Here is a 19,836-nt window from a genome sequence, read left to right as displayed (position 1 = left end):
AGATTACCGCGAGTTCAGGCGAGCTGCCTGACGCATGAGGTGGTCGCGTTCGGCGAGGTTGCTCGCCTTGGCCGCGGCTTCGACGTAGAGCTTCGCCGCCGCCTCGTCTTCTCCTGCCCGTTCTCGCAGGTGGGCCTCGACGGCGAAGTAGCGCGGCAGCGTCTCATCGAGTCTGCCCAGTTCGGCCAGTCCGGCCACCGGTCCGTCGGCTTCACCGATCGCAACGGCACGGTTGAGGGACGCGATCGGGCTCTCGTTCAGCTTGAGGACTTCGTCGTACCACTCCACGACCTGCACCCAGTCGGTGTCCTCGACCGTCTGCGCATCGGCGTGGAGTGCCGCGATGGCGGCCTGTGCCTGATACTGGCCGAGTTCGTCCCGACCAAGGGCTGCCTGCAGGATCTCGATGCCCTCGACGATGAGCCGTTGATCCCACAGGGTGCGGTCCTGATCGGCCAGCGAGATGAGGCGACCGTCGGCGCCGAAGCGGGCATCGCGGCGGGCGTGGTGGAGGAGCATGAGGGCGAGCAGTCCGTCCACCTCGGCGGAGTCGATCATCGACGCAAGCGTGCGGGTCAGTCGGATCGCCTCGGCGGCGAGGTCGACCTCGCCCGAGTGCCCTTCGTTGAACACGAGGTAGAGGGTGGTGAGCACCGAGGACAGGCCGCCGGGTCGGTTGAGCCGGGACCCTGCGATCGTGGATTTGGCTCGGCTGATGCGTTGAGCCATCGTCGACTCGGGCACCATATAGGCTGCGGCGATCTACTTCGTCGTCAGTCCGCCGACCGCCCTCAGGGTCAGGGCCACCGCCGAGGCGGGGCTGAGGTCGGGATGGGCGCAGAGGAAGTAGAGGTCGAGGGTGTCATCGGCGTTCGGGACGCCGTCCGTCCCGGGTTCGGACGAGGTTTCGGGCTCGGCGAGAGTGGCGGCCATGACCCGTTCCTCGCGTTTCATCCGCGATCCTTCAGATCGCACGATGTCGAGGAACTTCCGCCATGCCACCGTCACGAGCCAGCCCCGCCGGTCACGGGGCGGGTCGGACGGCCACGATCGCAGGGCTTCGATGAGCGCGTCCTGAACGGCGCCCTCGGCGGTCGCGAAGTCTGCTCCACGACTGACGAGGATGCCGATCACGGCGGGGACGAGCTCACGCAGCTCCGCCTCGGCGAGGGGATCCCGATCGATCATCGCGAACTCCGTTCGCGTCCCTGATCATTCGTCCACGCTGGGTGCGTGGTCGAGGAAGGGGCGCAGTTCGAGCCATTCGTTGATCGGCTCTCCTCCCTTGCCCGGTGCGGCGGACAGCTCACCGGCGAGTTCGAGAGCGCGGTCGTAGTTCTCGACGTCGATGACCATCCACCCGGCGATGAGGTCCTTCGTCTCGGGGAAGGGACCGTCGGTGACCGGAGGCTTGCCCGGTCCGCCGGATCGGACGAAGGTGCCCTCGGGCGAGAGTGCCTGGGAGTCGACGAATTCGCCGGAGTCCTTGAGTCTGTCGGCGAAGGCGTTCATGTACGCCACATGCGCGTCGACCTCGTCGGGACTCCACTGATCCATCGGGGTGTAATCCATATACTGCTCCGGCATCCGATAGTGCTTGAGCATGAGGTACTTGGCCATGATGGTCTCCTTGTCTCGTGCCGCTCGCACGGGATGTGCTCGCTGACATGTCTGGGACGCAGCCGGACTCGTGTTCTCGACATCGGCGGCGAAGTTTTCTCGTTTCTCTTCGGCTCCGGTCATCGAACACAGTCCCAGAATAGGCCGATGTGTCCGTCCTGGAACATGCGTCACCGGATCCGAACACGAATCGGCCCAGGTCACGGCTCCGCGCTGAGAGGCTTGTCTTGTACGAAACACCGACCGCTTTTTGCACACGAGACCAGGAGCAGATCATGAAGGCACAGACACTTCTCAAAACCATCACCGTTGCCGGAGCTCTCGCCGCGACCCTGACACTCTCGGCCTGCGATATGAACATCACCTTCGGCCCAGAAGGCCAGGGGCAGGAACAGGGCCAGGAGCAGGACGGCCAGCAGGCGCAGCAGACCGAGGACACCGAGACGACCGCCGAAGAACCGGCATCGGATTCGGGCTCCACCTCGGACTCCGCCGGTTCGGGTTCGTCCGGCACGAGCGATAGCGGCACGACGGACAACGGCACCACCGGCAGCGGCGGATCCACCGATTCGTCCAGCGCCTCCTCGGCGAGTGGCTCCTCCACCTCGAACGGCTCGTCGTCGACCGGATCGTCGTCCTCGAGCGACTCCACCTCGAGCGGATCATCGTCGTCGAGCGGCACGACCGACAACGGCTACCAGGGCCCGCGGATCGGCGAAGACGGAGTCGAACTCGACGCCGACGGCAACGGCAAGATCCCCGCCGACGTTCTCGAGGCGGACATCAAGAACGCCTACGCCAAGCAGGGCACCACGGTCGACACCGTCGACTGCTATTCCGACCTGCGGATCTTCTCCCACAGCGGATCGCAGAACTGCACCGTCACCACTGCCGGCAAGAATCACTACGGCACTGTGAAGATCACCTCGGCGTCGCAGTCCGGCATCGGCTACAGCCTCGAGTTCCCGAACATCTGAGCCGTCCGCCGAGCCCGCGAAACGTACCCCTCGAGCGTCTCGCATCCCCGAATCGCATTCCCCTGGTCATCCCGACCAGGGGAATCCGTTCGTCGCGATCTGGAACAACTCTGCACTTTCCGTTGTTGTGTCCAATGTGGGCGTCGACCCAGCTGCACGTCGGCCTCGAGGTTTCGGCCAGCCGAGCCCATGTCAGATTCGACAATCTCACCAATCACAACCGACAAGGAGCACCATCATGGCACTCTCTGACAAGAAGATCGCATTCCTCCTCACCAGCGGCGTCGAGCAGGTCGAACTGACCAGCCCCCGCACAGCCCTCGACGAGGCCGGAGCGACGACCGTCATCGTCTCCCCCTCAGAGGGGACTCTGCAGGCGATGGAAGGCGATTGGGAGCACGCGAAGACCTTCGACGTCGACGTTCCCGTCGCCGAGGCCTCGGTCGATGACTTCGACGCCCTCGTCCTGCCCGGCGGCACCCTCAACTCCGATGCCCTGCGTCTGAATGAGGACGCCGTCAACCTCGTCAAGGCGTTCTTCGCCGCCGACAAACCGGTCGCGGCCATCTGCCATGCTCCGTGGATCCTCGCCGAGGCGGGAGTGGCCAAGGGACGGAAGCTGACGTCCTTCATCTCGACGAAGACCGACCTCATCAACGCCGGAGCCGACTGGGCCGACACCGAGGTGGTCGTCGACGGCAACCTCATTACCTCCCGCAGCCCCGACGACCTCGACGCCTTCAACAAGGCAATCGCTGATAAGTTCAGCTGACCTGGAACGATGCCTCTTTCGCCGAGGCGGAACCACCTCGGCGAAGAACTCCCCGGAACGATCGTTCCGGGGAGTTCGTCTGTTCGTCACCTGGGGTCTTGACAGCCGCGCTTGTGATCTACTCATGCCAGCTTCCCCGTCCGTCAAGGCGACGACTCCTACCCTCGCGGCACTGCTCATCGGGTTCCTTCTCGTTCTCTGCTCCACACAGCCTCCGGCACATGCTGCCTATGCGACTTCGGGTGCGATCGGAACGATGCACAAATCGCTCGGTGGGACTTCCGGCAAGCTCGGCCCAGCGGTCGGCCCACAGCGGTGCACGCTGATCCAGAAGGGCTGCTATCAGTCGTTCAAGCACGGCAGCATCCATTGGACGAAGGCCACCGGCGTCCATGCGACTCTGGGCGCGATCCGCACAGCATGGAAGAAGTCCGGGTGGGAACGCGGTCCGCTCGGCTATCCGACGAGCAACGAATACCGCTCAGGTTCGGAGACCCGGCAGAAGTTCCAGAACGGCATGATCGTGTGGACGGCGAAATCCGGGGCGAAGGTGACGCTGACGAAAGCGCCGTCGTCGTTCACGATCAAGGGGTCGGGGTTCGGCCATGGGGTCGGGATGAGCCAGTACGGAGCGCGCGGAATGGCGACAGCCGGAAAGTCGTCGACGCAGATCCTGCAACACTACTACACGGGTGCCAAGGTCACGACGATGTCGAAGAACGCCGACGCCAGTCTCAAGGTGCAGCTGCTGACCGGTAAGAAGTCCGTGACGGTCACTCCGCGGTCCGGCCGTCTGCGGGTCAAGGTCGGGTCGAAGACCATCGAATCGGGCTCGAAGGTCACGATCGAACGGACGTCATCCGGTTCGGTCAAGGCGACCGTCGGGTCGAAGAGCTATTCGGGGTCGAAGCTCACCCTCGAATGGCAGGGCACCCGATATTGGAAGAGTTCGTCGGCGACGACGGTGTCGGTCAGCGGTGCCCAGAACGGGGCGACCGGCACCTACCGACACGGACGGCTCGAGATCGGTCAGCTGAAGAGCTCGCTCAACGTCATAAACGTGGTGGGTCTCAACAAGGAATATCTGCCGGGCATCGCCGAGATGCCGGCGTCGTGGCAGTCCGAGGTCCTGCGCAGTCAGGCCATCGCTTCGCGCACCTACGCCTACCGCAATCTCGGTGCGGTGAAGCCGGCCTGCGGGTGCAACGTCTATGACGAGGTGGCCTCGCAGCGTTTCCTCGGGTGGACTCATGAGAATGCAGGCGATTCCGGTCCATGGCGCAAGGCCGTGGCCGCGACACAGACCACGAGCGGGTCGACGGTGAGGTCGGCGCGCCTCATCACCTACAAGGGCGGGCTCATCGATGCTGTCTACTCGTCGTCGGCCGGGTCAAAGACGCATTCGACTGCCGAGGTGTGGGGGTCGGCCGTGCCGTACCTGGTCTCGGTCGATGACTCTCCGTCGAAGTATGCCTCTGCGCAGAACCCGAACGCCTCGTGGTCGGTGACGGCCAAGCAGTCCGACATGGCACGGGCCTTCGGGCTGGCAGACGTCCGGTCTGTGGCGGTGGCGAAGACCGGCTCAGGTCTGGTGAAGACGGTGAAAGCCACCTCGGTGAAGGGGAAGACCGCGAGCCTCACCGGCGATCAGCTGCGAACGAAGCTGAAGCTCAAGTCCGCGTCATTCAGCGTGGCCTGAGGGAAACCGACTGGCTGACTCAGACTCCGGCAGGGGTGAGCAGTCCCCTGTTGACGAGTTCGGCTTCCTTCTCGCGCACGATCGGGATGACGGTCTTGCCGAACGCTTCAAGTTCCTCCTGGAAGTGGAGGAAGCCGGTGAGGGTGAGGTCGACGCCGATCTTCTTGTATTCGATGATGCGGTCGGCGACCTGTTCGGGGGTTCCGATGAGCTGGGTACGGAAGCCGTCGTTGTACTGCACGAGGTCTTCGAAGCTCGAATCCGCCCACATGCCTTTCTTATCCGAGGTCGCGGCTCCGGCGGTCTGCACGGACTCGCGGAATTCTTCGACCGCCTCGGCGTCGGCGTGTGCGATGATCTCGCACAGCTGGTCGCAGGCTTCGGCTTCGGTGTCGCGGACGATCACGAACCCGTTGAGTCCGAAACGGACTTTCCGATTGTGGGCGCGGGCCACCTCCGAGTGCTGTGTGCGGGCGAGCTGTGCCAGATTACTGAGACACAGACCACACACGGCGAGCAGATTTCGCGGGCCGCCGCGCACCGTCACAATGAGGCATTCCGCCACGGGGCGTCATGCGATTTGCGCCTCGGGCAGCGGTCCTGCGCTGCGGCCCACTCAGCATCCCTCACCCTCACCGGCGCACCACCCCGTTGCACCGGTGCGTAGTGCTGCGAATGGTGAGGGATGCGGAGGCACCAGTAGGAAATGCCACGGCCAATCCGGATTGCCACGAACGGTGAGGGATGCCCGAAAGGCGACTGCGAGGCCCGCGCTCGGCTCGAAACCGGGTGAATCGACGAAGTCCCGGCCCGCAGAAACTGCGAGACCGGGACTCCCGTGGCGGAGGATAGGGGATTCGAACCCCTGAGGGCGTTAACCCAACCCGCGTTCCAGGCGAGCGCCATAGGCCACTAGGCGAATCCTCCGCGAGCCAGCCTATATGAGTCGTGTCGACAATGCGAAATCAAGATGGCCAAGTGTGAACCATCACACTAATCGCAGATAGAATCCCCTCCAGTCCCTGCCGCACCGGACCTGGCTTCGGACCTCGTTTTGTGCCTCGAGGATGCTCTCGACTACACTGATCGATGGCTCCCCGTGCGGCGTCATCTTGTGAACTCCCCCAGGGCCGGAAGGCAGCAAGGGTAAGCGAGCTCTGGCGGGTGCACGGGGAGTCCTTCGATTCTCAAGGTTACAATTCCACAACTCCCCCTCCCCTATGTCAGTCCAGGTCAGGGCCCATTTCAACGACGATAAATGGCCTTTTCCCGAGGAATTCAGCCACTGCTTTAATACTTTCGTGATTTGGCTTCACTAGCATGGTCTGTAGCTCTCATCCCTTTGCTCGAACGAGGATCCCTGTTTTGTCACCCAAGAAGATTCACGGGGCGGTTGCTGCCCTTTCAGCACTCGCTCTGCTCACGGCCTGCACCCCGGCAGACTCTGACCCCGACGCGACTCGCGATGGTGCGAAGACGGCCGAGGCCGCAGCCGAGCCGGTGTTCCGAATAGGGAGCGTCTCCGAAGCCGAGGCAGCCCAGGCGACGGAACAGGGCTTGTCGGCGAAGGCTTCGAACTCCACCGCCTCGGCTACGCCCACCAGCACACAGACTTCTGCTCCCCAGCAGACCGGCGAAGTGGTCGAACCCGGTGCAGAGACAACAGCTGCCCCCGGCGAGCGCATCAGCCTCAGCGTCGAGAACGCGGCGCTGAGCGACATCTCCATCACCGAATCCGACCACCCGCGCATCAAGACCGATCCCGGAGTCTTCTTCGACACCGCCGGGAGCGAACTCGAAGCAGCAGACAGCACCGAAGACGCGAAGGCGGGATCTTCGACTCCAAGCGAATCAGCCTCAGAAGACTCAGACGCGATCACCGCCCCCGACGACGCCGCGGCCTGGATGTCTGCCTACGACCTCGTCGCCGACAGCACATACGAGCTCTCGGTCACAGCCACCTCGGCGGATGGAGAGGAACACGATTTCACCTCCACGGTCACGGTTTCGGCCGGCGACGCCTCGCCGATGGCGGTGCGCACGATCCTCTCCGATGACCAGACCGTGGGCGTCGGAGCTCCGATCATCCTCACCTTCGGATCCACGGTGGCCAAGAAGTACCGTGACGACGTCGAGCACCGCTTGTCGGTCAAGGTCACGGACAACGATGGGAAGAAGCGCAAAGTCGAAGGCTCATGGGCCTGGCTGCCTGATGACCCGCAGTCGCGACTGCACTTCCGTCCCAAGGAATTCTGGCCCGCGCACTCGAAGGTCTCCGTCGACGTGCCGCTGAAGAACGTTCCCACGACCGATGACACCGTCGGCCAGAACGATCTCACACTCGATTTCGACATCGGCCGCAAGCAGGTCGTCAAGGCCGACGCCAAGACCCACCGCATGGTCGTCACGCGCGACGGCAAAGAGGTCATGAACTTCCCGGCCTCATTGGGTGCTGCGAAGTCCCCGTCCTACAACGGAACCCATGTGGTGATGTCCAAGGCCTCGGACTACACGATGACCTCCGAGCAGTGGGACTACGAAACCGATGTGCGCTGGGCCGTGCGCATCCACAACAACGGAGAGTTCATCCATGCCGCGCCCTGGTCGACCGGGGTTCAGGGGTCGGCGAATGTCTCCCATGGCTGCATCAACCTCTCGACCGAACGGGCCAAGCAGTACTACGACTCGGCGATCTTCGGCGACCCGGTCGAGATCACCGGTTCGAATGCCACCCTGTCGACCGCAGCCAGCGACATCTCCGACTGGGTCTATGAGTGGGATGACTGGAAGAAGATGAGCGCGCTGCCTACTTCTTGACGTTCTCTGCGGCCTTGTCGATCATCGGCACATAGCGCTTGAGCGTCCATGGGACGGTGAGCGGGTTGATGATCGATGAGGCTGTGACGAACGGCTGGTCTTCGGGCGCGACGACCGCGCCGGACTTGATCGCCGGAATGTTCGCGTACACGCTCTGTGCCTTGATCTCCTTCTTGCTCTTCTCATCGGAGTAGAACGTGAAGATGAGGTCGGAGTCGTCGAGTTTGTCCGCGTTCTCCAGCCCGATGAGCGCGGAATCCGTACCCGGGGCGTCATAGTTCTTCTTGAGTTCGTCGACGACGGGGTCAGGAGTCAGACCCAGAGCCGAGACCATCGCCACTCGCTGCTCGTTGGGGTAGAAGACTCCGAGGGTGCCCGGTCCGTCGTTGTAGATGTAGGAGAACGTCAGTCCCTCGTATTCGGGCCGCTTGGCCTCGGAGAGCTGCGTCTTGATGTCATCGACGAGCCCCTCGGATTCCTTCTCCTGCCCCAGGGCCTTGCCGATGGTCGTGATCTGCTCGTCCCATTCGATCGTCCATGGCTGCTTGGGGTAGGCGACCGTGGGTGCGATGGCGTCGAGCTGCTTGTACTGATCTGCGGTGACGCCGGACCATGGTGCGAGGATGACATCTGGTTCGAGTTCGGCGATGGCTTCGACATCGAGCTCGGTATCTCCCTGGAACTGCTTCGGCAGCTCCTCGCCCTTCTCGGTCACCGCTTCATGGATCCACGGCATATAGCCGGTGTCATCGCTGCCCCAGGCGTACTCCTCCATGCCGACGGGTGTCTTGCCCAGTGCGATGGCGGTCTCGGTCGACCCCTGCCCGAGGGTCACGACGCGCTTGGGTTCTGCCTCGATGACGGCCTTGCCCAGTGCGTGTTCGATCGTGACGGTCTGGAAGTCGTCGGAGGCTGACTTCGCAGAATCCGCCGAGTCCTGGCTGCAGGCGCTCGCGCTGAAGGCGAGTGTGACGATGGTGCCTATGGCCATGGCCCGGCGAGTGAGATGAGCTGACATTCCTGCCCTTTCGTCTGTGAGGGTCGTGGTCGACCTCTCCACTTTAACAAAGGACAGCCTAACTTAACTTCGCGGCCTGGGTGCAACTCGACCGCGTCCTGATCCCCCTCGAGCGCATGACGGGGCAGCCGGTATTCGTCTGCTCAGAGCAGAAATCCGCGTGAGCGACGGCGATTCCTCCTAGGATCGCATCATGGATGCACTTCACGTCACAGATGCGTACGCCGACCGGACTCCGGCGCTGCTGTGGCGCGAGATGCTCGGGAGGGTGCTGCGGCTGCGCCGCACCGAGCTGGGCCTGACCCTGGCTCAGGTCTCACGCCGCTCGGGAGTCTCGACCCAATACCTGTCCGAGGTCGAACGCGGCCTCAAGGATCCCTCTTCGGAGGTCATCGAGGCAATCACCATAGTCCTCGGCCTCGCACTCCCCCAGGTGCTCGTCCTCGCCGCCGGCTCAACGCCGACAGCCGCGCCCGCGACGGTGCCCGCATTCGGGCTCACCGGACGGGCGCAGCTGTCCCTCGTGGCCTAGTCACACCCGCCGGGTGCCTCAGCTTGTACCCGAATCGAGGCGATTGGCCCTGAGAACCTCGAGTCTGCCTCGGTACTCGGCCTCGTCGATGTCACCTTGGGCGAAACGCTCGGACAGTGTCGCCTCCGCGTTCTTCGTCGACCCGAATCGGCCCTGACCATCTGCCCAGGGCGGTCCCCCGGCTTGGCGCCAACGACGCCGATTGAGCGTGATGATGAGAGTGACGACCAGTCCGATGATGAGCACCCAGAAGATCGGGATGAGGAAGAAGAACGGCCAGGCCGCGGGTCCGTGTTCCATGTTCATAATGCCTCCTTGTCAGGAATCCACGTCGCTCGTGGATATGACATCAATCCAACTCCTGCAGCCGCCTCGGCGAATCCCCCGCTGGGAGTCACTTCGGGTACTCGCTGAGGATGAGCTCCTACTGTTCGCGCAGCCAGCCCGGGGAGACCAGCCCGGACTCATAGGCGAGCACGACGAGGTGGACCCTGTCGCGTGCGGCGACCTTGCTCATGATGCGCGAGACATGGGTCTTCGCCGTCAGCGGTGAGAGCACCAGCTGCGCCGCGATCTCGTCGTTCGACAGTCCCTGCCCGACGAGGGCGAGCACCTCTCGTTCACGTTGTGTCAGCACGTCGAGATGCTTCGCCGGCTCCGCCCGCAGTCCCAGGGACATCCTCGACAGGAGGTATCGGGTCACCTCCGGTGAGAGCAGCGCCTCCCCCTCGGCGACGACGCGCACCGCTCGGATCAGGTCGACCGGTTCGGTGTCCTTGAGCAGGAATCCGCTGGCACCCGCCCTGACCGCGCGCACGATGTACTCGTCGAGGCCGAAGGTCGTCACCAGCACCACCCGAACGTGCCCGAGGTCGGGATCGGCTGCGATCGCCTCGGTGGCCCACAGTCCGTCACCGTCGGGCATCCGAATGTCCATGAGCACGACGTCGACCGGCCTCGCTGCCAGTTTCTCCAACAGCTCTTCCCCGCCGGAGGCCTGCACACTCACGCTGATGCCCGGTTCCGCATCCAACAGCGAAGCGAAGCCGGCGCGAACCAGCTGGTGATCATCGGCAATCGCCACCGAGATATCGTTCATGCCTGAGCCTGCCGATCTGTTCGTCCGTGTCCGCTGGTCCAGGGCAGCCGGACGCTGATGTGCGTGCCGTCCCCGCTCGCCGAGGTGATCGCGAAGGTTCCGTGGAGAAGTTTCGTCCGCTCCCGCATCCCGATAATTCCGGTGCCTTCGTCTCGCCCGTGCATCGCGTTCTCTGTTCCCTGGCCATCGTCACTGATCTCGAGGTGCAGGAACTCGCCTTCACGGAAGACTCTGACGTTCGCCTGGCTGGCGGCAGCGTGGCGGACCATATTCGTCAGCGACTCCTGCACGATCCGGTAGGCGGCCGCATCCGCGGCACTGCCGGGATTCTCTCGAGTACCGTCGGCTCGGAGCTCGCGCCGGTCATCGAGGTGGATGGCTGGTCGCCCGGTCATTGCGGCGATGAGTGCCGGCAGCTCGTCGAGGCCCGGCACTGGGGCCAGCGGCTCGGCTGCGCCTGCGCCGGCACTGGCCGCGTCAGTGCCGGCCGCGTCGGAGTCGAGATCGCTTGGGCCGGCAGCATCCGAGCGCATCGTGTGGAGCACTGAACGGACCTCGTTGAGTCCCGTTCGACTCAGCTCCTTGATGGCGGCGAGCGCCCGTCTGGCCTGCTCGGGGTCCCGGTCGATGAGGTGTTCGCCCACACCGGCCTGCACGTTGATCTGGGACAGGGAATGGCCCAGCACATCGTGGAGGTCCCTGGCGATGCGCAGCCTTTCGGCCGCAATCACCTCCTGGTGCCGGGCCTGCGCCTCCTCGGCCGCGAGCCTCCTGCCTTCGCGCCTGCGCCGAGCGAAGGCTCCGATGCTCAGGGTCATCAGCAGACCGATCGTCGCAGAGGCCACACGCCCCACCGACCAGTCGACACCGAGGAAGGGACCGAGCAGCAGGGCACCCAACCAGACACCGGCCGCCGAGGCGATGGCCCAGATCTGATGACCGCGGACCATGGCCACGACGAGAGCGAAGAGGAACGCCGCATAGAACGGTGTCATCTCAGGTCCGGTGAGCCCCTGCGCCCACATTCCGCCCGGGCCCTCCCCAGACCAGGGACGATTACTTGGACCGTGGCTCCACGCACCGGACAGGCTGGATCCCGCCAGTGCGGCCCAGACGACGATGTCAACCAGCGTCAGCCCGGCGATGATCGCGACTCTCGGGCCCGGCCATCGTGCACAGAGTAAGAAGATCATCGGGGACAGCAGGGCCACGGCGATGCGCACGCCCCCGGCCAGGGCATCGACACCATCGTGGGTGGCCATGAACACGGCGAAGGGCAGCTGCAGGAGCAGGGCCAGGACGCTCAGGGCAACCAGGAGCAGCCGAGGTCGACGACGGACGCGACGATCAGCATCGGGATCGCTCGCCTCGGCGGCGGCACGCCAGGATCGGCTCATCCTCCGATCGTAGTCACTGACACCGGATTCAACGTCGTACCACGGGAGTATCCGACCGGACTTCCCGCGGAGTACCGCGGCCCGGGAGCAACTCAGAGGATCTGATCGACGAGGCCGAAGTCCCGGGCCGCCTGCGCATTGAGCACGAGATCCCGGTCGAGGTCGGCATGGATCTGGTCCACACTGCGCCCGGTGCCCTTCGCCAGCATCGCCTCAACATCTCGGCGCTGCCGGGCGATCTCGTCGGCGGCGACGATGAGATCGGGGATTGCCCCGCGAGCACCCTCGGCATGGGGTTGGCGCAGCACCGCTCGAGCGTGTTCGAGCATCGAACGCTGACCGGGTTCGCCAGCTGCCAGGAGCACCGCGGCATCAGCGGCCGCCTGCCCCACGCAGATGGTCGCCACGGGCGCACCGATGTGGTGCATCGCGTCGTAGATGGCGGTCATGGCCGTCAGCGATCCGCCCGGTGAGTTGATGTACAGCTGGATCGGGAGTTCTCGGCTGCTCGCCTCGAGGTGGAGCAGCTGGGCGATGATCGTATTCGCCACCCCGTCATCGATCGGCACTCCGAGGTAGATGATGCGGTTGCCCAGCAGGTGGGAATACACGTCGACGATCTTCTCCCCGCCACCCGAGCGGTCAACGACATTCGGAATCGTGTACTGGCTCATGGCGCACCGATCCCGCCGCGCAGATCGGCCGGGGACTCGACGATGCGGTCGATGAGCCCGTAGTCCAGTGCCTGTTCGACCGTGAACCACCGATCGCGCAGGGAGTCCTCGAAGACGCGCTCATAGGTCTTTCCCGTCGCCTCGGCGATGCGATGCAGGACCGTGTCCCGGACGGTGCGCAGGTCCCCGGACTGCAGCTCGATGTCAGCGGCCGCTCCCCCGATGCCCGATGATCCCTGGTGCAGCAGGATCCGGGCGTGGGGCAGGGCGAGTCGTTTGCCGGGGGTGCCCATCATGAGCACGAACTGCCCCGCCGAGGCGGCCCACCCGAACGCCACCGTGACCACATCGTTGGGCAGAGTCTCGATCACATCGGCGATCGCGTGCATCATCGGCACCGATCCGCCCGGTGAGTTGATCCACAGGTGGATGTCACTGTGGGAGTCTTCGGCGGAGAGGAGGATGAGTCGCGAGATGATCTCCATGCCGTTCTCATCGCGCAGCTCCCCGTTGAAGACCACCGAACGGTAGGCGTAGAGCATTCTCTGGGACTCGGGGATGCGGGTCGTCGTCGTGGACTCGTCACCGTCGGCGAACCTCGGCGATGGTGAGGTGGGTCGGTTGTGAGCATTCTGATGTGCGATTCGTGTGTTCATGCCTCCACACTGGAGCTGGCTGTGCCGAGTCGGAAGTCTTTTCCGCCTTGAGCAGGAGGGTGCCGCTGTGAGCGGACGGCGTGCCTGTGCGCCCGGTGTGATGGTGCTGCCGTGATAAAATCGGGCGAGAAACCCCGACTGTGTCAAGGGAAGGCCGAGACGGAATGATGCTGAATCTGTGGATGACAGTTCAGTTCATCGTGGTGCTGCTCAGCGCCGATGCCGATACGGTCATTCCTCAGTCGTCCATGCATCTGATCGTCCTCGTGCTGCTCGGTGCGGCACTGCTGTCGCCGGTCGCACCGTGGTTGGCAAGGGCTCTCTTCAGGTTTCTTCCTCAGTCTCCTCGCGGTCTTTGGGGACGGGGAGAGCGAACCGAGGTTCGCGAATTCCGCATGCCCGAGGAACCCGGCACTCCGGGCACCGCTCAAGCCAGAGCCCCCTCTTTCGTCGTCCGCTCCTTCGCCTGACCGACGACGTGATCTCCGTGCTCCTCAAGCACGGTCGCTGACGCCACTCCTGTCTGTTTCCCTAACGGATCTTGCCTGTGGTGTTGCCCTGCGTCGTTCGGTCGCTGAACGTCCATGACGACATCACCACTGCTGCTCATCGCTGCACGGCCGAATTGCCTGCATCGGCAGCGCCCAGGAGGGCCATCACCATGAACATCTACGAATTTCCACCCATCGAACTGCTCGTCAACGCCGCCTATTGGGTCGTCACCTGGCTGACGACTCTGCTCGAACCATTGGCTGGCACCGCAAGTGCTGCGCTGGCGATCGTGGTGCTCACGATCATCGTCCGCGCCGTGCTCATCCCCGTCGGGCTCTCACAGGTCAGAGCCGGCATCACTCGCAAACGCCTCGCGCCGAAGATCACCGAGCTGCAGACCCGGTACAAGAAGACCCCCGAGCTTATGCAGCAGAAGATGATGGAGCTCTACAAGGAGGAAAAGGCCTCCCCGATGGCCGGCTGCCTGCCCGTGCTGGCCCAGATGCCGGTGCTCATGGCCGTCTATGGAATCTTCATCCAATCCACGATCGGCGGGCACGCCAATGACCTTCTCAACCATTCCCTGCTGGGCGTCCCCCTCAACGCCGGCTTCGTGGGTCTCCTGACCGGAGGGAACCTGAGCGTGGTCTCGGCCGCAGTCTTCGGCGTCATCGTGATCATCATCGCCGTCGTCGCTGCCCTCTCGCGGCATCTGCTCACCCCCGATATGCCGCAGACCCCGCCCGTCCGGGCGTCTGGCAGCCAGAACTCCACCACCGAGGGACCCGCCATGCCGGACCTCTCAGGCGTGACCAGGGTGCTGAGCTTCATGCCCTTCATGACCGCGGTCATCGCACTGTTCGTGCCTCTAGCTGCCACGCTCTACCTGATGACGACGACAGCCTGGACCCTGACAGAGCGCCTCGTGCTCAACCGTGTCCTCAAGGTTCACGAGCAGGAAGAGGCAGTTCCTGCCGCATGAATGAAACAGGGCCGGACCGGAAGACATCGCTTCCGATCCGGCCCCGTGCCGTGCAGGTGATCACCCTGCACAGGTGTCTCTGCCTCAGACTGCCACGGGAACCTCGGGTGATTCCGCGACCACTCGCAGTGTTCCGTCGTCAACCGTGGCGCTGACCCTTCCGCCTTCGGACACTGCCTCGTTGACGAGGAGGTCCGCAATGCGGTCATCGAGCTCACGCTGGATCACGCGGCGCAGCGGACGGGCACCGAACTCGGGTTCGTACCCGGTATCGGAAAGCCACTCCACAGCATCCTCGGACACGGTCAGGCCGATGCCCTGGTGCGCCAGACGCTCGACCGAACGCTCCAGCTGAAGACGGACGATGACGCGCAGCTGCTCACGATCGAGCCGCGAGAACATCACGGTCTCGTCGATCCGGTTGAGGAACTCGGGACGCATGAACTCCTTGAGCTTGCCCATCACCTTTGCACTCAGGTCCTTCTCGGTGACCTTCGCATCGGTGGAGCTGAAGCCCAGCGGGGTGCTGCCGGACATGAACTCGGAGCCCAGGTTGCTCGTCATGATGATGACGGTGTTCCGGAAGTCCACGGTCCGGCCCTGACCGTCGGTGAGACGACCGTCGTCGAGGACCTGGAGCAGCAGGTTGAAGGCGTCCGGGTGAGCCTTCTCGACCTCGTCGAGGAGGATCACCGAGTACGGCTTGCGCCGAACCTGTTCGGTCAGCTGTCCCGCTTCGTCGTAGCCGACGTAGCCGGGAGGCGAACCCACCAGGCGTGAGACGGTGTGGCGTTCCCCGAACTCGCTCATGTCGAATCGGATCATCGCCGACTCGTCATCGAACAGGGTCGCGGCCAGAGATTTCGCCAGCTCGGTTTTGCCCACGCCGGTGGGTCCGAGGAAGAGGAAGCTGCCGATGGGACGGTTCGGATCTCCCATTCCCATCTGGGACCGGCGCACGGCCTTCGACACTGCCGTCACCGCGTTGTCCTGACCGATGACGCGACCGTGGAGGATCTCTTCGAGCTTGGCCAGCTTGGCCTTCTGACCCTGGGTCATGCTCGCCGCCGGGATTCCGGTGGCACGGGAGACGACCTGTGCGATCTGGTCAGCATCGACGATGCTCGGCTTGGCGTCAGCCTCAGCCCGCTGCGCGCCGTCGTCCGGGTTCTCGGCTGCATGCAGCTTCTCCCCGAGACTCATGACCTCGTCGCGAAGTTCCCCGGCACGCTCATAGTTCTCTTCGCTGATCGCGGTGTTCTTCTCGGTCTCGAGTCGTTCGATCTCCGTGCGCAGGGCCTGGGCGTCGACCTTGGGCCCACGACGCAGAGACAGTCGAGCACCGGCCTGGTCGATGAGGTCGATCGCCTTGTCCGGCAGGAACCTGTCGTTGATGTAGCGATCGGAGAGCTCGACCGACGCGCGAATCGCCTCGGGCGTGTAGGTCACATTGTGGTGCTCGGCGTAGCGGTCCTTGAGTCCGTCGAGGATTGCCACGGCATCTTCGATGTTCGGCTCCCCCACGCGCACCGGCTGGAACCGACGTTCGAGGGCCGAGTCCTTCTCGATCGTGCGGTATTCCTTGAGCGTGGTTGCACCCAACAGGTGCAGATCACCACGGGCCAGCCGGGGCTTGAGGATGTTGCCGGCGTCCATCGAGTTGGATTCGCCGTTGCCGCCGGCACCGACGAGGGTGTGGAGCTCATCGACGAAGACGATCATCTCGCCGTCCTCGGCGATTTCGTCGAGCGTCCCGGTCAGGCGTTCCTCGAAGTCGCCGCGGTAGCGTGTGCCTGCCAGCATGCCCGGCAGGTCGAGTGCGACGACCCGCTTTCCCGAGAGCTGTGCTGGGATCTCGCCGCTGTGGATGGCCTGAGCCAGTCCCTCGGCGATCGCGGTCTTGCCGACGCCGGCCTCACCGAGCAGCACCGGGTTGTTCTTGGTGCGGCGAGCCAGGATCTCGATCGTCTCTTGGATCTCGTCGGCGCGTCCGATCACCGGGTCGAGTTCACCGTCGGCGGCCAGTGCTGTGAGGTCCGTGCCGAAACGCTCGAGCATGGTCTCCTCCGGCTGGCCCGCTCCGGGACCGCCCTGCGGGTCGCCTGCCTCGGCTCCGGCCTGCAGCCGTTCCTGTGTCACGCCCGCCTGGGCGAGGATGCGACCGGCTGGCATCTCGTGGTTGAGCACGAAGGCGAAGAACAGGTGCTCCGGGTCGACATAGGTCGAACCGAACGCCCGTGCCACCTGGTAGGCGTCGAGGAGCGCCCGCTGACCGGAACCGGTAAGGGTCAGTGCCCCTTCGGGCTTTGTGTCTGAGGACGCGGGCAGACGGTCTTCGACGGCGCGGGCGACCTGCTCCGGGTCAGCTCCGGCCTGACGGATCGCCGAGACGCCGGGCTCGGTCTCTGCCATGGTGCGCAGAATGTGCAGGGCGTCGACCTCCGCCTGACCGTGCTCCCTGGCATAGTCAGCGGCGTTGTCGATGACCTCGTGGCTGCGCTTGCTCAGCAGCTTGTTGATGTCGACGCTGCGCCCCTGGCGCGCGCCCTGCTGTCCCTGCAGAAAACGGGCAAGGAACTCGTCGAATGAATCTCCGCCAGAACCGGCGGATCCGAAGAACGTAGCCAATCTGATCTCCTGTCGAAAGTTGAGCCTATACGACTCAATCAACGACGGAGGAGGTGGTCTTATTCCCGAGTGCCGTCCCGATTTCCCGATTAGCCCTGCGAGGGCCAGCCGTTGGGCTCGCAGCCCTGCAGGCCCTTGGTCTGCTGCTGCATGAGCGGGGCCGTCTCGCCAGGTCCCGGGCACGATTCGTGGCTGTGGCCAAGTGCGTGGCCGACCTCGTGGTTGATGAGGTACTGACGGTATTGGGTGATGTCGTCGAACTCATCGGTGGCAGACACCCAGCGCTTGGCATTGAGGATGACGTTGTTGCCATTGCGGCACGAGAGTTTGCCCAGGGTGCGCAGCGGCAGGCACATCGAGTCCACGGTGTCGGGACTGGCGATGGAGATCATCGCATCCTCACCCTCGTCGACCATTTCGATCGACACATCGTCCAGGTTCTGCCAGCCGCGCTTATCCTGCAGCGTCTTGATGATGAAGGCGCCCGCCTCATCGACGTCGATCGGCAGATTGTCCTCGACTCGCAGTGCGACCTTGAACGTTGAGCCCTCGTCCCGGTTCGGTCCGGTCTCCTTCTTCGGTCGGTCCCACTCGCCGCTGCCCTGCATATCGATGTCGTCTTCACTGACACCGGCGGCACCGGCGGATTCCACATCCGGCTCAGCAGACTTGCTGGGTGCCGGGGACTTCGTCGGCGACGCCGCCTCACTCGGCTGGGCAGAGGCGGAACCCTCGCCGGACGCGACCGTCTCGTTCGAGGACGGTGCCGGCCTGGTCTCCTGATCCGAGTCGGTTGCGCAGGCGCTGAGTCCGATGAGCAGGGATGCAGCAACCACCGCCGAGGCTGACCTCAGCCGATGCGAGGAGCCCAGCAACGATCGACTTGAGTGCAGTGGACCTTGTGAAATGCGAGGAGTTGGCGACACTCTGTCGAGTCTAGCGTTTCACAACCGCTCCACTGAGAACTTTCGCTCAGAACTCGAGGACACCGCCGGGACCACGCAGGCGTGCATGCAGCCGATGCTCCGTGCCTTCGACGACCTGGGTATCACCGGCACCGAGCACATCGAGGGCACGGCGGCTCTCCTCGGCGTCCGGGGATTCGATGGAGAACTCGAGGAGTTCGACCGACGGCAGGGCAGCCTCGGCGGGGTGGGTCGACTCGCCCCAGTCGATGAGGAAGGGCTGCGTTCCCTTGCTCGGCAGCGGAGACCGCGAGGTCAGACGCCATTCGAGCAGCTCCCCCTCGGCAGTTTCGCGGGACATGTCGCGGACCTCGCCGAAGTCGATTCCTTCGGTGTTCGCTCCGGCGACCTTCGCGAGGAAGGCGTGCGGGTGGATGGCCCAGGTCTGGAGGGTCAGGCCCTGCGCCAGATGGGCATCCAACGGCAGGGTGCCATCGGCTGGCGCTTCCTGCTGCGGGTCGGGGCCCAGGATCTCGAGGTAAGTGTGAGCACCTTCGGGCCAGCCAGCAGGGGTGAGACCTATCAGGTAGTTCGCGGTTCCTCGGCCCGGGTGTCGTCCCCCGGCCACTGCTTTGACTCCGGTGAGGCGCTCGAATTCGGCGACCCCGGCTTCGAGCTCGGGCACCGTGATGATGAGGTGGTCAAGATTGGCGGGAATCGTACTCAGATCGTCCATGATCCACCAGGACCTTTCAGTGTGGCGTGCAGGGTTTCTGTGACTCCTGCCTCAACCTCGATGGTAGCCCCCAAGGATCGCAGAACTCTGGATGTTGTGTCTACATCTGGGCTCAACGCCCAGAACCGTTCGAGGTGAACCGAGGGCATCGCCTGGCGCGCAGGATGCGGAGAGTCCTGCCAATCGATGAGGAAGGGTTGGATTCCGCCCAGCGCCAGCGGTGTCCGCCTCGTCAGCCTCCACTCCAGAAGAGTGCCCGCAGGGGTGCGGCGGGTCATGTCATGAACCTCGCCGAGGTCGACGGGCGGTTCGCTCGCTCGTGCGGCTGTGGTGACGAGACCGTCGAAGTCGTCCGGGTGGATGGCCCAGCGCTGCACCGTGGGCCGGGTGATACCGGCCAGGCGCGCGACTGCCAGCTCGGGATCCTGCTCCGGGTCGGGTCCGAGGATCTCCAAATAGATGTCGCGGTGCTCATCGCCAGACTCGTCGCCGAACTCAAGGCCCAGCAGCGCATTGGCCGTCCCCAGCCCCGGATGGGCACCACCGGGAATAGGCTCCACGCCGAGAATGTTGTGATATTGCTCAACACTTTCGGCGAGATTCGGCACGGCAATGACGAGATGATCGAAATTCCAAGGCAGCAACATGACTCAATGTTAAGCGATCGAATTGACGCCCTGCATGCCGATGCGCTTAACTCAAAGCATGCAGACACAACCAGAGGGCCGAATGCTGTGGCGTCGACTCCACATCGATCTCAAGAGGCTCACCAGCTCCAATTGTTGAGCTATATCAACAATTGGTTGAGCACCCGACCCACCCCCGATCTCGG

The 19,836-nt window shown here is 64.1% G+C and carries 21 protein-coding genes, 1 tRNA gene, 1 other RNA gene and 1 pseudogene; 9 read left to right on the top strand and 15 right to left on the bottom strand.

Annotated features, from left to right (window positions below; genetic code table 11):
* Window positions 1–3 precede the first annotated feature (3 nt).
* Genes AAFP32_RS03575 through AAFP32_RS03565 form a run of 3 tightly spaced genes read right to left on the bottom strand, consistent with a single transcriptional unit; the run spans window position 4 to window position 1,620 of the window.
* Window positions 4–729: a DUF6596 domain-containing protein gene (locus tag AAFP32_RS03575; protein ID WP_350270670.1), complete on the bottom strand. Its 726-nt coding sequence runs from the start codon at window positions 727–729 to the stop codon at window positions 4–6.
* 33 nt (window positions 730–762) lie between these two features.
* Window positions 763–1,188: a sigma factor gene (locus AAFP32_RS03570; RefSeq protein WP_350270669.1), complete on the bottom strand. Its 426-nt coding sequence runs from the start codon at window positions 1,186–1,188 to the stop codon at window positions 763–765.
* A 24-nt stretch (window positions 1,189–1,212) separates the two neighbouring features.
* Window positions 1,213–1,620: a YciI family protein gene (locus tag AAFP32_RS03565; RefSeq protein ID WP_009883187.1), complete on the bottom strand. Its 408-nt coding sequence runs from the start codon at window positions 1,618–1,620 to the stop codon at window positions 1,213–1,215.
* 275 nt (window positions 1,621–1,895) lie between these two features.
* Here AAFP32_RS03565 and AAFP32_RS03560 point away from each other — a divergent pair, with 275 nt between their 5' ends.
* From AAFP32_RS03560 to AAFP32_RS03550, 3 genes are all read left to right on the top strand, one after another.
* Window positions 1,896–2,597 (top strand): hypothetical protein, encoded by a 702-nt coding sequence (locus AAFP32_RS03560; RefSeq protein ID WP_350270668.1) that lies wholly within the window; start codon window positions 1,896–1,898, stop codon window positions 2,595–2,597.
* Window positions 2,598–2,835: 238 nt separating this feature from the next.
* Entirely contained in the window at window positions 2,836–3,369 is a 534-nt protein-coding gene (locus AAFP32_RS03555; protein ID WP_009883189.1) for a type 1 glutamine amidotransferase domain-containing protein, read from the top strand.
* A 124-nt stretch (window positions 3,370–3,493) separates the two neighbouring features.
* Entirely contained in the window at window positions 3,494–5,068 is a 1,575-nt protein-coding gene (locus AAFP32_RS03550) for a SpoIID/LytB domain-containing protein (RefSeq protein WP_350270667.1), read from the top strand.
* A 19-nt stretch (window positions 5,069–5,087) separates the two neighbouring features.
* On the opposite strand, the pseudogene AAFP32_RS03545 reads toward AAFP32_RS03550, so the two are convergent.
* Window positions 5,088–5,528 (bottom strand): annotated as a pseudogene (locus AAFP32_RS03545) (LLM class flavin-dependent oxidoreductase); the annotation flags it as partial.
* 379 nt (window positions 5,529–5,907) lie between these two features.
* Window positions 5,908–5,995, bottom strand: a tRNA-Ser gene (locus tag AAFP32_RS03540).
* A gap of 161 nt (window positions 5,996–6,156) precedes the next feature.
* Between AAFP32_RS03540 and ffs the strand changes: the two genes are divergently transcribed.
* Together ffs and AAFP32_RS03530 are read left to right on the top strand one after the other, a co-directional pair.
* An RNA gene (gene ffs / locus AAFP32_RS03535) (signal recognition particle sRNA small type) lies at window positions 6,157–6,252 on the top strand.
* A 181-nt stretch (window positions 6,253–6,433) separates the two neighbouring features.
* Window positions 6,434–7,885, top strand: coding sequence for an Ig-like domain-containing protein (locus AAFP32_RS03530; RefSeq protein ID WP_350270666.1), 1,452 nt, complete (start codon window positions 6,434–6,436; stop codon window positions 7,883–7,885).
* On the opposite strand, the gene AAFP32_RS03525 is transcribed toward AAFP32_RS03530, so the two are convergent.
* A complete protein-coding gene (locus tag AAFP32_RS03525) occupies window positions 7,875–8,903 on the bottom strand; it encodes an iron-siderophore ABC transporter substrate-binding protein (protein ID WP_096168475.1) in 1,029 nt (342 codons plus the stop codon). The two genes, AAFP32_RS03530 and AAFP32_RS03525, sit on opposite strands and share 11 nt — an antisense overlap.
* A gap of 193 nt (window positions 8,904–9,096) precedes the next feature.
* Between AAFP32_RS03525 and AAFP32_RS03520 the strand changes: the two genes are divergently transcribed.
* On the top strand, window positions 9,097–9,435 hold the full coding sequence (locus AAFP32_RS03520; protein ID WP_350270665.1) for a helix-turn-helix transcriptional regulator: 339 nt from the start codon (window positions 9,097–9,099) through the stop codon (window positions 9,433–9,435).
* An 18-nt stretch (window positions 9,436–9,453) separates the two neighbouring features.
* Here the strand turns inward: AAFP32_RS03520 and AAFP32_RS03515 are convergent, their stop codons facing one another.
* From AAFP32_RS03515 to AAFP32_RS03495, 5 genes are all read right to left on the bottom strand, one after another.
* Entirely contained in the window at window positions 9,454–9,741 is a 288-nt protein-coding gene (locus AAFP32_RS03515; protein WP_009883195.1) for an SHOCT domain-containing protein, read from the bottom strand.
* 118 nt (window positions 9,742–9,859) lie between these two features.
* Window positions 9,860–10,534: a response regulator transcription factor gene (locus AAFP32_RS03510; RefSeq protein ID WP_350270664.1), complete on the bottom strand. Its 675-nt coding sequence runs from the start codon at window positions 10,532–10,534 to the stop codon at window positions 9,860–9,862.
* The gene (locus tag AAFP32_RS03505) at window positions 10,531–11,931 is read right to left on the bottom strand and encodes a sensor histidine kinase (RefSeq protein WP_350270663.1); all 1,401 of its coding nucleotides are present in this window, start codon (window positions 11,929–11,931) and stop codon (window positions 10,531–10,533) included. Before AAFP32_RS03505 ends, AAFP32_RS03510 begins: the two co-directional genes overlap by 4 nt.
* 92 nt (window positions 11,932–12,023) lie before the next feature.
* On the bottom strand, window positions 12,024–12,605 hold the full coding sequence (locus tag AAFP32_RS03500) for a ClpP family protease (protein WP_069599611.1): 582 nt from the start codon (window positions 12,603–12,605) through the stop codon (window positions 12,024–12,026).
* Window positions 12,602–13,261 (bottom strand): ClpP family protease, encoded by a 660-nt coding sequence (locus AAFP32_RS03495; RefSeq protein WP_009883199.1) that lies wholly within the window; start codon window positions 13,259–13,261, stop codon window positions 12,602–12,604. The genes AAFP32_RS03500 and AAFP32_RS03495 overlap by 4 nt, the downstream gene beginning before the upstream one ends.
* A gap of 182 nt (window positions 13,262–13,443) precedes the next feature.
* Between AAFP32_RS03495 and AAFP32_RS03490 the strand changes: the two genes are divergently transcribed.
* A complete protein-coding gene (locus tag AAFP32_RS03490; protein WP_226823736.1) occupies window positions 13,444–13,731 on the top strand; it encodes a hypothetical protein in 288 nt (95 codons plus the stop codon).
* 191 nt (window positions 13,732–13,922) lie between these two features.
* On the top strand, window positions 13,923–14,735 hold the full coding sequence (locus AAFP32_RS03485; RefSeq protein WP_009883201.1) for a YidC/Oxa1 family membrane protein insertase: 813 nt from the start codon (window positions 13,923–13,925) through the stop codon (window positions 14,733–14,735).
* 84 nt (window positions 14,736–14,819) lie between these two features.
* On the opposite strand, the gene AAFP32_RS03480 is transcribed toward AAFP32_RS03485, so the two are convergent.
* From AAFP32_RS03480 to AAFP32_RS03465, 4 genes are all read right to left on the bottom strand, one after another.
* On the bottom strand, window positions 14,820–17,363 hold the full coding sequence (locus AAFP32_RS03480) for an ATP-dependent Clp protease ATP-binding subunit (RefSeq protein WP_350270662.1): 2,544 nt from the start codon (window positions 17,361–17,363) through the stop codon (window positions 14,820–14,822).
* Window positions 17,364–17,452: 89 nt separating this feature from the next.
* The gene (locus AAFP32_RS03475; protein ID WP_350270661.1) at window positions 17,453–18,199 is read right to left on the bottom strand and encodes a DUF3152 domain-containing protein; all 747 of its coding nucleotides are present in this window, start codon (window positions 18,197–18,199) and stop codon (window positions 17,453–17,455) included.
* Window positions 18,200–18,335: 136 nt separating this feature from the next.
* Window positions 18,336–19,004: a VOC family protein gene (locus tag AAFP32_RS03470; protein ID WP_096158338.1), complete on the bottom strand. Its 669-nt coding sequence runs from the start codon at window positions 19,002–19,004 to the stop codon at window positions 18,336–18,338.
* Window positions 18,992–19,651 carry a VOC family protein gene (locus AAFP32_RS03465; protein ID WP_350270660.1) on the bottom strand — a complete coding sequence of 220 codons (660 nt, stop codon included), beginning with the start codon at window positions 19,649–19,651 and terminating at the stop codon, window positions 18,992–18,994. Before AAFP32_RS03465 ends, AAFP32_RS03470 begins: the two co-directional genes overlap by 13 nt.
* A gap of 34 nt (window positions 19,652–19,685) precedes the next feature.
* Here AAFP32_RS03465 and AAFP32_RS03460 point away from each other — a divergent pair, with 34 nt between their 5' ends.
* Window positions 19,686–19,790 carry a putative leader peptide gene (locus AAFP32_RS03460; RefSeq protein WP_350270659.1) on the top strand — a complete coding sequence of 35 codons (105 nt, stop codon included), beginning with the start codon at window positions 19,686–19,688 and terminating at the stop codon, window positions 19,788–19,790.
* The last annotated feature ends 46 nt before the right edge of the window (window positions 19,791–19,836 follow it).

Source organism: Brevibacterium sp. CBA3109 (assembly GCF_040256645.1).
Classification (GTDB): domain Bacteria; phylum Actinomycetota; class Actinomycetes; order Actinomycetales; family Brevibacteriaceae; genus Brevibacterium; species Brevibacterium koreense.
The sequence above is the reverse complement of the archived record's forward strand: the minus strand, read 5'-3'. Positions and strand labels throughout refer to the sequence as shown.

Bases quoted from the DNA above. Each gene is read 5' to 3' on its own strand.
- AAFP32_RS03525 (WP_096168475.1), bottom strand. From the start codon at position 8,903: ATGTCAGCTCATCTCACTCGCCGGGCCATGGCCATAGGCACCATCGTC.
- AAFP32_RS03550 (WP_350270667.1), top strand. From the start codon at position 3,494: ATGCCAGCTTCCCCGTCCGTCAAGGCGACGACTCCTACCCTCGCGGCA.
- AAFP32_RS03490 (WP_226823736.1), top strand. From the start codon at position 13,444: ATGACAGTTCAGTTCATCGTGGTGCTGCTCAGCGCCGATGCCGATACG.
- AAFP32_RS03565 (WP_009883187.1), bottom strand. From the start codon at position 1,620: ATGGCCAAGTACCTCATGCTCAAGCACTATCGGATGCCGGAGCAGTAT.
- AAFP32_RS03520 (WP_350270665.1), top strand. From the start codon at position 9,097: ATGGATGCACTTCACGTCACAGATGCGTACGCCGACCGGACTCCGGCG.
- AAFP32_RS03570 (WP_350270669.1), bottom strand. From the start codon at position 1,188: ATGATCGATCGGGATCCCCTCGCCGAGGCGGAGCTGCGTGAGCTCGTC.
- AAFP32_RS03505 (WP_350270663.1), bottom strand. From the start codon at position 11,931: ATGAGCCGATCCTGGCGTGCCGCCGCCGAGGCGAGCGATCCCGATGCT.
- AAFP32_RS03515 (WP_009883195.1), bottom strand. From the start codon at position 9,741: ATGAACATGGAACACGGACCCGCGGCCTGGCCGTTCTTCTTCCTCATC.
- AAFP32_RS03555 (WP_009883189.1), top strand. From the start codon at position 2,836: ATGGCACTCTCTGACAAGAAGATCGCATTCCTCCTCACCAGCGGCGTC.
- AAFP32_RS03510 (WP_350270664.1), bottom strand. From the start codon at position 10,534: ATGAACGATATCTCGGTGGCGATTGCCGATGATCACCAGCTGGTTCGC.
- AAFP32_RS03465 (WP_350270660.1), bottom strand. From the start codon at position 19,651: ATGTTGCTGCCTTGGAATTTCGATCATCTCGTCATTGCCGTGCCGAAT.
- AAFP32_RS03560 (WP_350270668.1), top strand. From the start codon at position 1,896: ATGAAGGCACAGACACTTCTCAAAACCATCACCGTTGCCGGAGCTCTC.
- AAFP32_RS03495 (WP_009883199.1), bottom strand. From the start codon at position 13,261: ATGAACACACGAATCGCACATCAGAATGCTCACAACCGACCCACCTCA.
- AAFP32_RS03460 (WP_350270659.1), top strand. From the start codon at position 19,686: ATGCCGATGCGCTTAACTCAAAGCATGCAGACACAACCAGAGGGCCGA.
- AAFP32_RS03500 (WP_069599611.1), bottom strand. From the start codon at position 12,605: ATGAGCCAGTACACGATTCCGAATGTCGTTGACCGCTCGGGTGGCGGG.
- AAFP32_RS03470 (WP_096158338.1), bottom strand. From the start codon at position 19,004: ATGGACGATCTGAGTACGATTCCCGCCAATCTTGACCACCTCATCATC.
- AAFP32_RS03575 (WP_350270670.1), bottom strand. From the start codon at position 729: ATGGCTCAACGCATCAGCCGAGCCAAATCCACGATCGCAGGGTCCCGG.
- AAFP32_RS03485 (WP_009883201.1), top strand. From the start codon at position 13,923: ATGAACATCTACGAATTTCCACCCATCGAACTGCTCGTCAACGCCGCC.